This window comes from Vibrio nomapromontoriensis, from assembly GCF_050337205.1.
GTDB classification, from domain to species: Bacteria; Pseudomonadota; Gammaproteobacteria; order Enterobacterales; family Vibrionaceae; genus Vibrio; species Vibrio nomapromontoriensis.
This window is the reverse complement of the sequence record NZ_JAKJSS010000015.1, coordinates 51,599-65,077: the sequence shown is the minus strand read 5'-3', so window position 1 is coordinate 65,077 and position 13,479 is coordinate 51,599. Positions and strand designations below refer to the sequence as shown.

General features: G+C 44.5%; 16 protein-coding genes. 8 read left to right on the top strand and 8 right to left on the bottom strand.

Features of this window, described 5'->3' with window-relative positions:
* The first annotated feature begins 19 nt into the window (after positions 1 to 19).
* The 5 genes from surA (at position 20) to L4D05_RS18785 (ending at position 4,543) form a co-directional block, all read left to right on the top strand.
* Positions 20 to 1,324: a peptidylprolyl isomerase SurA gene (gene surA, locus L4D05_RS18805; protein ID WP_428794919.1), complete on the top strand. Its 1,305-nt coding sequence runs from the start codon at positions 20 to 22 to the stop codon at positions 1,322 to 1,324.
* A gap of 65 nt (positions 1,325 to 1,389) precedes the next feature.
* The gene (gene pdxA / locus L4D05_RS18800) at positions 1,390 to 2,382 is read left to right on the top strand and encodes a 4-hydroxythreonine-4-phosphate dehydrogenase PdxA (RefSeq protein ID WP_428794918.1); all 993 of its coding nucleotides are present in this window, start codon (positions 1,390 to 1,392) and stop codon (positions 2,380 to 2,382) included.
* Complete coding sequence (gene rsmA, locus L4D05_RS18795) at positions 2,379 to 3,185, top strand: 16S rRNA (adenine(1518)-N(6)/adenine(1519)-N(6))-dimethyltransferase RsmA (protein ID WP_428753254.1); 807 nt, start codon at positions 2,379 to 2,381, stop codon at positions 3,183 to 3,185. The genes pdxA and rsmA overlap by 4 nt, the downstream gene beginning before the upstream one ends.
* Before the next feature lie 59 nt (positions 3,186 to 3,244).
* Entirely contained in the window at positions 3,245 to 3,625 is a 381-nt protein-coding gene (apaG, locus tag L4D05_RS18790; protein ID WP_428794917.1) for a Co2+/Mg2+ efflux protein ApaG, read from the top strand.
* Between the two features lie 114 nt (positions 3,626 to 3,739).
* Positions 3,740 to 4,543, top strand: a complete 804-nt coding sequence (locus L4D05_RS18785) for a symmetrical bis(5'-nucleosyl)-tetraphosphatase (protein WP_428794916.1) — start codon at positions 3,740 to 3,742, stop codon at positions 4,541 to 4,543.
* A 116-nt stretch (positions 4,544 to 4,659) separates the two neighbouring features.
* On the opposite strand, the gene folA is transcribed toward L4D05_RS18785, so the two are convergent.
* The 6 genes from folA to rplU all read right to left on the bottom strand — a co-directional run bounded on the left by folA (position 4,660) and on the right by rplU (position 8,666).
* Complete coding sequence (folA, locus tag L4D05_RS18780; protein ID WP_428794915.1) at positions 4,660 to 5,142, bottom strand: type 3 dihydrofolate reductase; 483 nt, start codon at positions 5,140 to 5,142, stop codon at positions 4,660 to 4,662.
* A gap of 97 nt (positions 5,143 to 5,239) precedes the next feature.
* Positions 5,240 to 5,713, bottom strand: coding sequence for a threonine/serine exporter family protein (locus tag L4D05_RS18775; RefSeq protein ID WP_428794958.1), 474 nt, complete (start codon positions 5,711 to 5,713; stop codon positions 5,240 to 5,242).
* Positions 5,714 to 5,718: 5 nt separating this feature from the next.
* A complete protein-coding gene (locus L4D05_RS18770; RefSeq protein WP_428794914.1) occupies positions 5,719 to 6,486 on the bottom strand; it encodes a threonine/serine exporter family protein in 768 nt (255 codons plus the stop codon).
* Positions 6,487 to 6,617: 131 nt separating this feature from the next.
* A complete protein-coding gene (gene cgtA, locus L4D05_RS18765; protein ID WP_250617469.1) occupies positions 6,618 to 7,790 on the bottom strand; it encodes an Obg family GTPase CgtA in 1,173 nt (390 codons plus the stop codon).
* 289 nt (positions 7,791 to 8,079) lie between these two features.
* The gene (gene rpmA / locus L4D05_RS18760) at positions 8,080 to 8,334 is read right to left on the bottom strand and encodes a 50S ribosomal protein L27 (protein ID WP_250617468.1); all 255 of its coding nucleotides are present in this window, start codon (positions 8,332 to 8,334) and stop codon (positions 8,080 to 8,082) included.
* A 20-nt stretch (positions 8,335 to 8,354) separates the two neighbouring features.
* Positions 8,355 to 8,666 carry a 50S ribosomal protein L21 gene (rplU, locus tag L4D05_RS18755; protein ID WP_005437376.1) on the bottom strand — a complete coding sequence of 104 codons (312 nt, stop codon included), beginning with the start codon at positions 8,664 to 8,666 and terminating at the stop codon, positions 8,355 to 8,357.
* A gap of 273 nt (positions 8,667 to 8,939) precedes the next feature.
* On the opposite strand from rplU, the gene ispB reads away from it, so the two are divergent.
* Positions 8,940 to 9,911, top strand: coding sequence for an octaprenyl diphosphate synthase (gene ispB, locus L4D05_RS18750; RefSeq protein ID WP_428794913.1), 972 nt, complete (start codon positions 8,940 to 8,942; stop codon positions 9,909 to 9,911).
* A gap of 94 nt (positions 9,912 to 10,005) precedes the next feature.
* Here ispB and L4D05_RS18745 read toward each other — a convergent pair whose 3' ends face one another.
* Both L4D05_RS18745 and mdh read right to left on the bottom strand, forming a co-directional pair.
* Positions 10,006 to 10,197, bottom strand: a complete 192-nt coding sequence (locus L4D05_RS18745) for a hypothetical protein (RefSeq protein WP_428753266.1) — start codon at positions 10,195 to 10,197, stop codon at positions 10,006 to 10,008.
* A gap of 118 nt (positions 10,198 to 10,315) precedes the next feature.
* Positions 10,316 to 11,251 (bottom strand): malate dehydrogenase, encoded by a 936-nt coding sequence (gene mdh, locus L4D05_RS18740; protein ID WP_428753268.1) that lies wholly within the window; start codon positions 11,249 to 11,251, stop codon positions 10,316 to 10,318.
* 336 nt (positions 11,252 to 11,587) lie between these two features.
* Here mdh and argR point away from each other — a divergent pair, with 336 nt between their 5' ends.
* Both argR and L4D05_RS18730 read left to right on the top strand, forming a co-directional pair.
* Positions 11,588 to 12,058, top strand: a complete 471-nt coding sequence (gene argR, locus L4D05_RS18735) for a transcriptional regulator ArgR (protein WP_265676249.1) — start codon at positions 11,588 to 11,590, stop codon at positions 12,056 to 12,058.
* A 333-nt stretch (positions 12,059 to 12,391) separates the two neighbouring features.
* Positions 12,392 to 13,360, top strand: a complete 969-nt coding sequence (locus L4D05_RS18730) for a TAXI family TRAP transporter solute-binding subunit (protein ID WP_428753270.1) — start codon at positions 12,392 to 12,394, stop codon at positions 13,358 to 13,360.
* The last annotated feature ends 119 nt before the right edge of the window (positions 13,361 to 13,479 follow it).

Here is a 13,479-nt window from a genome sequence, read left to right as displayed (position 1 = left end):
GTTTACACTAGGAATATCGATGAAATTTATTAGCAAAATTCTCTCTACTTTATTATGTTCGACCGTTGCACTGCACGCATTTGCAGCACCGGTTGAACTAGATAGAGTACGTATCGTTGTCAACGATGGTGTTATTTTACAGAGCGACATTGAATCAGCGACAAAGACTCTGTTTGCCAATGCGAAAAAAAATAATCAAGAGTTGCCATCACAAGACATTATTCAAGAGCAAATTCTCGATAAGCTAATTTTAGAAAAGCTGCAACTTCAAGAGGCGGAAAGAATTGGGGTTCGAATCGATGATAACCGTCTTGAGGAGACATTAAAGGACATCGCAAAAAACAACCAACAAACCGTCGCGCAGCTTCGCCAAACTGTCGCTGAAGAAGGCTTGGGGTGGGAATCATTTCGTGAACAAATTCGTGACGAAATTGCCGCAAGTGAAGCTCGAAATGCCATGGTTAGACAACGCATTAACATCCTACCAGCAGAGGTTGATAACCTAGCTGAATTACTCGCTCAAGAGAGTAATGCCACCGTCACCTATAAAATTAGCCACATTCAATTACGCTTTAAAGAAGGTGAAGATAAGAGTGACGTAGAGAAACAAGCGAAAGACATTGTTGCCAAACTCAACGATGGCGAAGACTTCTCAACGATGGCCTACACGTACTCAAAAGGGCCAAAAGCCTTAGAAGGTGGTGATTGGGGCTGGATGCGAAAAGAAGAAATGCCGACTATTTTTGCTGATCAGATAAAAATGCAGACGAAGGGAAGCATTATTGGTCCATTCCGTAGCGGTGTTGGATTCCATATCCTTAAAATTGACGACGTAAAAGGTTTAGAAACCGTGTCCGTCACAGAAGTGAATGCGCGCCATATCCTCATTAAACCTACTGTCATCTTAAGTGATGAAGGGGTGAAACGTGCACTCAACAGCTACATTCAAAAAATTCAATCTGGCGACGCTACCTTTGCAGAGCTCGCCGAGCAATACAGTGCGGATCCGGGCTCTGCCGCTCAAGGGGGAGAGCTTGGCTACCAAACGCCAGAGCTGTATGTGCCTGAATTTAAACATCAGGTAGAGACGTTACCGATTGGCCAAATTAGTGCCCCATTTAAAACCGTTCACGGGTGGCATATCGTTGAAGTGTTAGACCGACGTGATGTCGATAAGACTGGCTCAGCGATGCAAAATCGCGCGTATCGTATTTTGTTCAACCGCAAGTTCAATGAAGAAGCCTCAGCATGGATGCAAGAAATCCGCGCTAGTGCATTTGTTGAAATGATCGACGACGAAGACACTGACAATACCAGCAACTAAGTAGCTATTTAGCTAAGTAATTAAATAGCCAAGTAACTTAACAACCAACGGAACGAGAAGATTCTATGTTACGAAAAACAAAACGAATCCTAATCACTGCTGGAGAACCGGCTGGTATTGGCCCCGATTTAGTCGTCGCATTATCGCAACGAGAGTGGCCTTACCAGATCGTTGTCTGCGCTGATAAGTCGCTGATTGCCGAACGAGCAAAACAACTTAGTACGCCGTTAACACTGATCGATTACGACAGTGCATCTCAGGATATACACCAAGCGGGTACGCTGATTATCCTTCATGAGCCACTAAGTACCCCAGTACAAGCTGGGAAGCTCGATGAGTCTAACGGTCAGTACGTATTAAATACGCTAGAAAAAGCAGCAAAAGGCTGTATGAATGGGGAATTTGATGCTATTGTCACCGGCCCTGTGCATAAAGGGGTGATCAACCGTGCTGGCGTCAGCTTTAGTGGCCATACTGAGTTCTTTGCTGAGGTGTCAAATACACCACTTGTCGTAATGATGCTAGCTACCGAAGGCCTACGTACTGCGTTAGTAACGACCCATTTGCCTTTGACAGCCGTCTCTGCCGCAATAACCAAAGAACGTGTTGCAAGTATCATTGAGATCTTGCACCACGACCTCGTCAGTAAATTTGGCATTGATCATCCAACCATTTATGTGTGTGGACTCAACCCCCACGCGGGAGAAGATGGAGTCCTAGGTTCGGAGGAAATCGAAACGATTACTCCAACACTAGAAACCCTTCGCAGGGAAAAAGGTTATAACCTTATCGGCCCACTACCTGCCGATACGATTTTCAATGACAAATACCTGCGCGATGCAGACGCTGTTTTAGGTATGTATCACGACCAAGTGCTTCCTGTATTAAAATACAAAGGCTTTGGTCGTTCAGTAAATATCACACTTGGTCTACCCTTTATAAGGACATCGGTTGATCATGGCACTGCTTTAGATCTTGCAGGCACTGGCCTTGCAGATTTTGGCAGCTTTGAGACAGCATTAGCATACGCGATAGATTTAGTAGAGAGCAGACAATGAGAAATGATGTCCACTTAGGGCACAAAGCGAGAAAACGTTTTGGTCAAAACTTCCTTAACGATCCGTACATCATCGATGGTATCGTATCGTCTATCAATCCAAGACCAGGTCAAAACCTTGTTGAGATTGGTCCAGGCCTTGGTGCGATCACTGAGCCAGTCGGTAAAGAAGTGGATAAACTGACGGTTATCGAATTAGACCGTGACCTGGCTGAACGCCTACGTAACCACCCAGATTTGGCAGATAAGCTGACCATCCACGAAGGCGATGCAATGCGATTCGATTTCACTCAACTTGTGAAGCCGAATAACAAACTGCGTATTTTTGGTAACCTACCATACAACATCTCAACGCCACTAATGTTCCACCTTTTTGAATTTCATAAAGATATTCAAGACATGCACTTCATGTTGCAAAAAGAGGTGGTCAACCGTTTGGCTGCAGGTCCTGGCAGTAAAGCCTATGGTCGCTTAACCGTTATGGCGCAGTATTACTGTAAAGTAGTGCCTGTACTAGAAGTGCCACCAACGGCGTTTGTTCCACCACCAAAAGTTGATTCCGCAGTTGTGCGCTTAATGCCTTATGAAGTGTTGCCGCATCCGGCAAAAAACATTAAGTGGTTAGAACGTGTATGCCGTGATGGCTTCAACCAACGCAGAAAGACCGTTCGAAATTGCTACAAGTCTCTTATGTCTACTGAAATACTCGAAGAGCTTGGAGTTAACCCCGGCATGCGCCCAGAAAACCTCACTCTGGAGCAATTTGTTGCCATGGCCAACTGGCTAGAAGACAACCACAAATAATGAACTCTTCGCCTAACATTTACCATGTTGGGCGTTTTTTTTAAGCAAAGGAGAGAGACATGGATACTTCTTCCCCTTGTGTTAAATGCCAAGTACATACTAAATACATCGTTGAGCAATCTGATCCCGATAATCAACGCTTTGTCTTTGCCTACATCATTACCATTAAAAACCTCAGTAAAGAAACGATCCAACTGCTTAGTCGCCGCTGGTTAATCACCGATGCAAATGGCAAACAAATGAGTATTGAAGGTGATGGCGTCGTTGGGCAACAACCGATAATTGAAGGCAATGACGAATACACTTACAGTAGTGGTACGGCAATAGAAACCCCTGTTGGTGTCATGCAAGGTCACTACGTCATGCTTAATGGTAAGGGGCGAGAGTTCAAAGCAGAGGTTGAGCCCTTTCGGCTTGCCGTACCAAATATTCTCAACTGATACCATGCGCCAACCACATAAATTCACCTCACGTATCAGTTTGTGTAGCATGCAGGCGCCATAGCTACACGACTAAAACTACGCTTTTTAATCTGCAAACATTATAGGTACAGTTTGGCCAATTATATTATCGGTGACATTCAAGGTTGCTTTGATGAGCTTACCCAATTACTCACATCTGTCGAGTTTAATGCCAATGTCGATACACTCTGGGTCGCAGGCGATCTCGTTGCCAGAGGTAATAAATCTTTAGAAACCCTTCGTTTCCTAAAGGAATTAGGAGCGTCAGCAAAGATCTGTCTAGGAAATCATGATCTTCATCTCCTCGCGGTTTCTTTGGGTGTACACCCAATCAAAGCGAAAGATCAAACATTACCTATCCTCGAAGCAGACGATCGTAGTGAATTGTTAGAATGGCTTCGCCAACAGCCACTGCTTCTTGAGCATGATGAGTTTGTTGTCTGCCACGCAGGCATTTCACCAGACTGGTCACTATCTACCGCAAGAGCATGTGCCCGCGAGGTTGAGGTCGAGTTATCCTCAGACCGTTGGCAGCAACTCATTACCAATATGTATAGCAATCAGCCTGATAAATGGCGCTCAGATTTAATCGGGATAGACCGCTGGCGATATACTATCAATGCGTTTACTCGAATGAGATTTTGTTTCCCAGATGGCCGTCTTGACATGGCATGCAAGCTTCCTCCTGAGGAGATAAAAGACGACCAGCTACTGCCTTGGTTCCAAGCCCCACAAAGAACTAAGTTACAAAAAACCGTTTTATTTGGTCATTGGGCGGCATTGGGTGGCTATATCAGTAGCGAAGTGATTGGGCTAGATACTGGCTGCGTGTGGGGAGGAACTCTCACTATGATTCGCTGGGAAGATAAACAATTATTCTCCCAAGCAGCGCTTTAGAACTCGAAGAGCTCATGCTAGCGGATCTTTCGCTTAGCGCATGCACAAGTGACAAAATCATTCCATAGGTCGGAGCTACTTACCAACCTATGGGCTCAATCTATAGGCAACCCGTCCTACTGATTTTCAAGTATCACAAAGCTCATGTCGTATTGGTTTTTTTCATCGGCCGTAAACGCTTCACGATAGGTTTCACGCCACTCCCTTCCCCATTCAGGAAACTGAGTATCCCCCTCTATAGCAGCGTCGATGAACGTTAAGTAGAGTTTATTCGCCATTGGTAGGCAATGGCGATAAAATGCCCCACCACCAATGATCATCACTTCCGCCTCTTCATGTACTAACGCTAACGCGGCATCCAATGATGTCGCCGTATCCACACCATCAATGGTCAATGTCTCGTCTCTGGTCACAACAATATTTCGTCTGCCCGGTAGCGCACGCCCAATAGAATCATAGGTCTTTCTTCCCATAATCACGGGTTTACCCATGGTACATTTTTTGAACCACCCAAAATCGGCAGGAAGATGCCAAGGCATTTGATTATCTTTGCCAATAATGCGATTGCTCGCCATGGCTGCTATCATACTGATGATCATTGTTATTATTCCTATTTACTGCTGATACAAGTCGCTCATAAGCGCTTGGCGTTCTATCTCCTGCCTTAAAAGCTCTAAGCCTTAATAACTTTAAGCCTCAAACAACGGAGCGGCGACGGTAGAATAGCAGCCCCGGCATCGCTAAGCCAATAGCAAGTCCGGCGATAATAAACATCGCTTTAAGAAAGTTCTCCATTAAGGTTGCCAATAAGTCTGGTGTAAAACCTAGATGGTTAATCTCGACCATTGCAATCATCGCCTTAAAAGCAAACACGCCCGGTACCATAGGAATGAGCGCCGCAACGGTAAACACTTTCGGGTGTGCTAAGAATTTATGCGACCAGTGGACACCAATACAACCGACAATCGTGGCGGCAAAAAACGTCGCCCATTCAATAGGCACCCCATAATGCAGCATAAGAAAACGGCTGCCATGTCCTATCGCTCCTCCTACCGCACAGTAAGCCAATGCATTTTGAGGAACATTAAAGACCAACGCAAAACCCACAGCAGGGATGGCAGCAAAAAACATGTCATTGAGTAACGCGAGTATAAGATCAAATCCTGGCATAACCATTATTGCACCCACCCTAGTACGTTAGTGACACTCATCGCGCCGACAATCCCTAGACAGGTTGCTAGGGTCAACAAACTGGCCATGACAAAACGAGCAATACCCATATTGATGTAACCTTTGATCATGTCGGCAACAGAGTTGATGAGTGGGAAACCTGGGACTAGCATCAATACCGAAGAAGCCATCACTAATTGAGGCTGAGCACCAATACTATAGATCACCGCTTGAGCGGATATTAACGTGGTCACAAAAGCTGTGACTGCGAAGTTAAGTAGCGGATTGAAGTGGCGATGGCCGACTTCCTGCCTCACAATCATACCTATGGATGAGGCTAAAAATGTCATCATAAATACCGACCAATCCCCACCGGCAAGGCGGCTAAATGCCGCGCACGACAAACCAATCATGATCACGACCAGCCAACGATTATAGCGCTCGGGGCTAATGGCATTGAGTTTCTTTTGCGCCAACTCATAATCGAGAATGCCCTTCTCCATCATGATACAAATTCGCTGAACTTGCGTGACAACACGCATGTTCAGCCCTTTATCCGGACTCCTACGCGCCGTCGTCACACAATGTTCGTGGTAAACGGTTGTCACAACTAAAGAGCTTGCTGACAGAGAGACTTCAACTTCATCCATGCCCGCTGCAATGCCTATCCGATGCGTGATATGACCGACCAATGTGCTCTCTGCACCGTGAGCTAACAGCATTTGACCAGCTTGAGCGATCAGTCTTGATACGTTTCTTTGTTTTGATGCCATGGTTCCTTCCAGCATACACAATAATTTTGGTTCGTCAGTTTGCCTTATATTGGGTTGAGTAAAAATGATTTAGGTACAAAAAAGCCGCAATATTATATTGCGGCCTTATTTAACTATCTTGCGAATCGCGATTAGTCACGAACATAGATGACGTGCCCATCATCTTCTTCGTCATCCCAATCATCGAAGTCATCACCATCTTCGGTCACAACGTCTTTACCAGCAATCGCATCTTTGTGGTAATCATCCCACATGAAGTCAACTTTCTCTTCTTCAGAAATCTCTTCCTGAGCTCGAGGTAATGTCTCCATAAAGTCAGCCAGCTTATAGCACAGTTCTTTGGTACCTTGCTTGTTCACCGCTGAAATCTTAAAGTGATCGTCTTCCCAACCTAGTGCATCAATCACTTCTTGGATGATCTCGTCCGCTTCTTCCTCAGACATTAGATCGACCTTATTGAACACCAACCAACGAGGCTTACCAGCCAGTTTTTCACTGTACTGCTCAAGCTCATCAATGATAGTCAACGCATTTTCAATTGGGCTAGACTGATCGATAGGCATGATATCAATCACATGCAGCAGCACTCGGCAGCGCTCTAGGTGCTTCAAGAAGCGAATACCTAAACCTGCGCCATCCGCAGCACCTTCGATAAGGCCTGGAATATCGGCAACGACGAAACTTTTCTCAGGAACAACACTCACCATACCCAAGCTTGGGATTAGCGTCGTAAATGGGTAATCTGCCACTTTAGGCTTGGCTGCTGAAACCGCACGAATAAACGTCGATTTACCTGCGTTAGGTAGACCTAGCATACCCACGTCAGCCAGCAACAAAAGCTCAAGTCTTAGCTCGCGTAATTCACCTTTAGTACCCAGTGTCTTTTGTCGTGGTGCACGGTTAACTGAAGATTTGAAACGAGTGTTACCAAGACCATGCCAACCGCCCTTTGCCACCATGACTTTTTTGCCATGCTCAGCAACTTCAGCAACGATCTCATTGGTATGAATATCAACGGCGCGAGTACCTACCGGCACTTTCATTACTTTGTCTTTGCCGCGTTTACCTGTACAGTTTCCACCTCGGCCATTTTGACCACGTTCCGCATCATAAAAACGCTGAAAACGGTAATCAATCAATGTGTTAAGGTTTTCATCAGCTTCGATGTAGATATCGCCACCATCGCCGCCATCGCCACCATCAGGGCCACCTTTAGCCACAAATTTTTCACGCCAAAAACTCACAACGCCGCTACCGCCGTCACCAGCTTGAACTTTTACTACCGCTTCATCTACGAACTTCATCTCTTACTCCGACTACTTCTTCGCGTGTATATCCTAGATACTCGATGTGTCATTCTGCGCGACTCAATATTACGTCAACGAACTACGAATAAACCCATCTCCTAGGCTAAAACAATTATCACTACATTTTAGCAGATGACAGAGACGATTCCCCACTTAACCTATGCGAATTCGAGTAAGTAGAACTTCGTCTCTATCGACTGCTTATAAATAAAAAACCCTGCCGAATCGGCAGGGCTTTTGAATTCAGCTAGAAAGCTAATTTAATAATTGAGCACTAGGCCAATTATTAACCTTCGATGCTTACAAACTTACGGTTTTTAGGACCTTTAACTTCAAATTTCACTTTACCTTCAGTAAGAGCGAAAAGAGTGTGGTCTTTACCGATGCCAACGTTTGTGCCAGCGTGGAACTTAGTACCACGTTGACGAACGATGATGTTACCTGCAAGAACAGCTTCACCACCAAAACGCTTAACACCTAGGCGTTTGCTTTCTGAATCGCGGCCGTTACGAGTAGAACCACCAGCTTTTTTGTGTGCCATTGTTAAACTCTCCTAATCGATTAAGCGTTGATACCAGTGATTTTCACTTCTGTGAACCACTGACGGTGACCTTGTTGCTTACGTGAGTGCTTACGACGACGGAACTTAACGATTTTAACTTTATCGCCACGACCGTGTTGTACTACTTCAGCAACTACTTTGCCGCCCTCTACTAGAGGAGCGCCAACTTGGATCTCTTCGCCGTTAGCAACAAGAAGAACTTTATCAAATTCTACAGTTGCGCCAGTTTCAACGTCTAATTTCTCTAAACGAAGGGTTTGACCTTCGCTTACTCGGTGTTGTTTGCCACCAGATTGGAAAACAGCGTACATATTTTACTCCGCTTTTTCCGCACAGCCTTTTGATTGTTATTTGAACAATGAGGGTGTGCGCTAAACTAATCATCAATAGGGCGCAGATTCTACGCGAACCATTAACCTATGACAAGCCATATTTTAAAAATTTTGGCGAAAAGCTAATCGCCAAAGAAAAGTGCGGCAATAATGCCTTTTAAGCATGTATTAATCAACGTTTTTTAGTGTATTATTCACCAAATTATAATGATCGACTAAGCCTTATAGGCTCTATGCTCAACCGGGTACGTAATGGATTTTAAAGCTATCCAATCACTAACTGCTAGTGACATGGTAAAAGTGAACGAAACGATTCAGGCACAATTGAACTCTGAGGTCAGCCTTATCAATCAATTGGGCTTCTACATTGTCAACAGTGGTGGGAAACGCATCAGACCACTTTTGGCTATATTATCAGCAAAAGCCCTAGGCTATGATGGAAAAGCTCACACCACGGCGGCAGCCTTTATCGAGTTTATCCACACGGCAACTCTGCTCCATGATGATGTGGTTGATGAGTCCGACATGCGCCGTGGTAAGGCAACAGCAAACGCAGCCTTTGGTAATGCGGCTAGCGTATTGGTCGGTGATTACATCTATACTCGCTCGTTCCAAATGATGACCGGATTGGGCTCGCTACGAATTCTTGAATTAATGAGTGATGCGGTGAACGTTATCGCCGAAGGTGAAGTACAGCAATTAATCAACTGTAATGATCCTGACACCACTGAAGCCAGCTATATGCAGGTCATCTATTCAAAAACTGCTCGCCTTTTTGAAGCCGCCACACAAGTTGGAGCTATTCTCAACGACGCTTCACCAGAAGTAGAAACTGCGCTGCAAAACTACGGTAAGTACTTAGGCACTGCATTCCAACTTATCGACGATGTGATGGATTACACCTCATCGGGTGATGATATGGGTAAAAACGTAGGTGATGACCTTGCAGAAGGTAAACCAACTCTGCCACTGATTCATGCTATGCAGCACGGCAAACCCGAAGAAACAGCGATGATCAGAGAAGCTATAGAAAAATCAAATGGCATAGATAAAATTGACGCGATTCTTGCGACGATGAAGCGCGTTGGTTCGCTAACCTATACAGAAGAGCAGGCCTACAAAGAAGCCGACAAAGCGATTGCTGAGCTCACAGTGCTTCCTGAGAGTGTTTACAAAGACGCACTAGTCTCATTGGCCTATATGGCCGTTAAACGAAGCGCATGACGTTTCCTATATCTTAGTTCGTTAAAATAAATAGAGACAAAAGAGAATGCTGTATTCTCTTTTGTCTCTATTTATTCCAGTAACGTGATTTCAGTTAATAGTATTGGTCGCAACCATTATGAAGTTGTAGGTTTTCGTCAATCTCATCAATTGACAGTGCCCATTGCAACTCACTACCTGAAGGTGCAATGAGCACCGATCCCGAGACTTCATCAACCACCAGCACTTGCCCTACCCCATGTTGGGACTCAACCCACATACCTTGGCTAACGTCTTTGATATCCATACCCCTTCCTTTTTTTAGTCGTATCCCACCATACCGACATAACTAGGGTATAGATCAAAAAAACCGATCTATAAAAGATCGGTTTTACTATTAGACATGTTTTCTACAGCAAGATTGTTTACTTAGCGAACTCAATACCAAGTTCAATATCTTTATTCAACGTTTCTAGCATGCCATCAAGCGCTGCTTTCTCGTAGTCGCTCAATTCGCCGTAGCTTAGGATTGCTTCCGCACCGTCTTTACCCAGTTTCACTGGCTGTGCAAAGAATGGAGCATGTTCACCTTCGCCTTCAACGTAAGCGCATTCGATGACATTCTCTTCACCTTGTAGGCCTTTCACTAGCGCTAGACCAAATCGACATGCTGCTTGTCCCATAGACAGAGTTGCCGAACCGCCACCCGCTTTCGCTTCTACGACTTCAGTACCGGCATTTTGAATACGTTTAGTCAACGCTTCTACTTCTTCAGCGGTGAATTCCACACCTTCTACTTGAGATAGTAAAGGAAGAATTGTCACACCAGAGTGACCACCAATAACAGGCACACGAATATCACCAGGATCTTTATCTTTTAAGCCAGCAACAAACGTTTCAGAGCGGATAACATCCAGTGTCGTGATGCCGAATAGCTTGCGCTTGTTGTAAACGCCTGCTTTTTTAAGTACTTCAGCAGCAATTGGCACTGTTGTATTGACAGGGTTCGTGATAATTCCAATGCACGCCTCTGGGCATACCGCAGCAATGCGCTCTGCCAAAGATTTAACGATACCAGCATTCACATTGAACAAATCTGAACGATCCATTCCAGGCTTACGAGCCACACCAGCTGAAATCAGTACAACATCCGCACCTTCTAAAGCAGGTGTAGGATCTTCACCAGCATAACCTTTAATAGAAACCGGAGTGGGGATATGACTTAAGTCAGCGGCAACGCCTGGAGTGACTGGTGCAATGTCGTAAAGAGCTAAATCTGAACCCGCAGGAAGGCGGTTTTTCAATAGAAGGGCTAAAGCTTGACCGATGCCACCTGCGGCACCAATGACAGCTACTTTCATGGGCGTTCTCCTTGAGAGAGGTTCTCTTATTAATAGTTTTGTAGGGTAATTTTTCATCAGTTAAAGAAAATCTATAATATTCACTAATCGATTACAATCAATTAACCTCAGCTTTGCGAGGTCGCGCAACTCACCAAACACGTGCTACTAAATTAGCACGATATCCCTCGAATAATAACCTTCTTTTTTTCTTGGTTTTTATGGAGTTATAGCACTTTATTTAGCTATAAATAATAGTGATACTGTCGACATAAACTATGGATTATTTGGTCAACAAACGGGTTCTGTGCAACAATAGACGGATCACTGCAAGTCGGACCAATTTAAGAGGCGTTTATGCGCAATAATGATAAACAAGACAATCTCGTTCGTGCATTTAAAGCACTGCTAAAAGAAGAACGCTTTGGCTCACAAGGCGAGATCGTTGATGCACTAAAAATTGAAGGGTTTGAAAACATCAACCAATCAAAAGTGTCACGCATGCTAACAAAGTTCGGCGCAGTGAGAACGAGAAATGCAAAAATGGAAATGGTCTACTGCTTACCCGCAGAGCTTGGGGTACCGACGGTTTCTAGTTCACTACGCGAACTCGTACTCGATATTGATCATAACAACGCGATTGTTGTCATTCACACGGGACCTGGCGCGGCACAGCTTATAGCAAGGCTACTTGACTCCCTTGGTAAAGCAGAAGGGATTCTTGGTGTTGTTGCTGGCGACGATACTATTTTTATCACGCCTACACTCAACATTACCACCGAACAACTCTTTGACTCAGTCTGCGATTTATTCGAATACGCGGGCTAATTTCAAACAGTAACATTCAGAATAATGTGTCACGGAACATTGGGTTTCGTGATACACATCACATCTTAAATAATCCAACACCGCTTCCAAAAATACACTTAACTTATTGTTTTAAATAATTTATACCACCACACACCAACTCCCCTATAACCTTCTGGCACAGATAAATCACCTATTTTTATTAACAATATGATAATTTTCTTCCAAATTATTTGGTATGATTGCGCTACTTTTTCAACAAACGGATTGAAAAAGATGCCGTTTCCGCATAGGAAACCTCTGAAGACGACTATAGTTATTCAGGGTTAGTAATGAATAAAGGAAGGGAAATTCATGGCATTGAAGAAACTTATCAAAATCGGCGCTATTGCAGCAGCAGTCATGGGCGCTGGTGCAGTTAATGCTCAAGAGTTTATCACTATTGGTACGGGGTCAGTAACTGGGGTTTATTACCCTACTGGCGGTGCCATTTGTAAGTTGGTAAATAAAGGTCGTAAAGACCACAATATTCGTTGCTCTGTTGAGTCAACTGGCGGTTCAATTTACAACGTGAACACGATGCGTGCTGGTGAGCTAGATTTTGGTGTTGTTCAATCGGATTGGCAATACCATGGCTATAACGGTACGAGCAAATTTGAAGACCAAGGTCCTTACAAAAAACTTCGTGCTATGTTCTCTCTGCACACAGAACCTTTCAATATCATTGCTCGCGCTGATTCTGGCATTGAAAATGTTAGCGACCTAAAAGGTAAGCGAGTCAACATTGGTAACCCTGGTTCTGGTGACCGTGCAACTATGGGCGTGGTAATGGATGCCATGGGTTGGACAAACAGTGACTTCAAATTGGCCTCTGAGTTAAAAGGCTCTGAGCGTTCACAAGCTCTGTGTGACAACAAAATTGACGCGTTTGTTTACGTTGTCGGTCATCCAAATGGATCAATCAAAGAAGCAACGACATCTTGTGATGCTCGCCTGATCCCAGCGACGGGTGTTGAAGTCGACGAAATCGTTTCAGCCAACCCATACTACGCATACAGCTCTGTTCCGGCAGGTATGTATCGCGGCTCAGATCAAGACGTGAAGAGTTTTGGTGTAGCGGCAACAATGGTGACAACATCAGACGTGTCTGACGAAGTCGCTTACAATGTTGCAAAAGCTGTCTTTGAAAATTTTGATACCTTCAAGCGTTTGCACCCAGCATTTGCAAACCTGAAAAAAGAAGACATGGTTAAAGCAGGGCTTTCTATCCCTCTTCATCCAGGTGCTGAGAAGTACTACAAAGAAGTCGGTCTTCTTAAGTAATACTCCAAGTAGGGAAGCATCGCTTCCCTACTGTTTTTCGTAAATAATATTACTCAAAATAAATGAAACCAGATTTCTTATCTGGTTTGGCTACTTGGGCTCAACGTTCACAGCCCACT

Excerpts from the sequence above, each read along its gene's own strand:
- apaG (WP_428794917.1), top strand. The coding sequence starts at position 3,245 with ATGGATACTTCTTCCCCTTGTGTTAAATGCCAAGTACATACTAAATAC.
- surA (WP_428794919.1), top strand. The coding sequence starts at position 20 with ATGAAATTTATTAGCAAAATTCTCTCTACTTTATTATGTTCGACCGTT.
- L4D05_RS18730 (WP_428753270.1), top strand. The coding sequence starts at position 12,392 with ATGGCATTGAAGAAACTTATCAAAATCGGCGCTATTGCAGCAGCAGTC.
- L4D05_RS18775 (WP_428794958.1), bottom strand. The coding sequence starts at position 5,713 with ATGCCAGGATTTGATCTTATACTCGCGTTACTCAATGACATGTTTTTT.
- pdxA (WP_428794918.1), top strand. The coding sequence starts at position 1,390 with ATGTTACGAAAAACAAAACGAATCCTAATCACTGCTGGAGAACCGGCT.
- mdh (WP_428753268.1), bottom strand. The coding sequence starts at position 11,251 with ATGAAAGTAGCTGTCATTGGTGCCGCAGGTGGCATCGGTCAAGCTTTA.
- rsmA (WP_428753254.1), top strand. The coding sequence starts at position 2,379 with ATGAGAAATGATGTCCACTTAGGGCACAAAGCGAGAAAACGTTTTGGT.
- L4D05_RS18770 (WP_428794914.1), bottom strand. The coding sequence starts at position 6,486 with ATGGCATCAAAACAAAGAAACGTATCAAGACTGATCGCTCAAGCTGGT.
- cgtA (WP_250617469.1), bottom strand. The coding sequence starts at position 7,790 with ATGAAGTTCGTAGATGAAGCGGTAGTAAAAGTTCAAGCTGGTGACGGC.
- rplU (WP_005437376.1), bottom strand. The coding sequence starts at position 8,666 with ATGTACGCTGTTTTCCAATCTGGTGGCAAACAACACCGAGTAAGCGAA.
- L4D05_RS18745 (WP_428753266.1), bottom strand. The coding sequence starts at position 10,197 with ATGGATATCAAAGACGTTAGCCAAGGTATGTGGGTTGAGTCCCAACAT.
- folA (WP_428794915.1), bottom strand. The coding sequence starts at position 5,142 with ATGATCATCAGTATGATAGCAGCCATGGCGAGCAATCGCATTATTGGC.
- rpmA (WP_250617468.1), bottom strand. The coding sequence starts at position 8,334 with ATGGCACACAAAAAAGCTGGTGGTTCTACTCGTAACGGCCGCGATTCA.
- argR (WP_265676249.1), top strand. The coding sequence starts at position 11,588 with ATGCGCAATAATGATAAACAAGACAATCTCGTTCGTGCATTTAAAGCA.
- ispB (WP_428794913.1), top strand. The coding sequence starts at position 8,940 with ATGGATTTTAAAGCTATCCAATCACTAACTGCTAGTGACATGGTAAAA.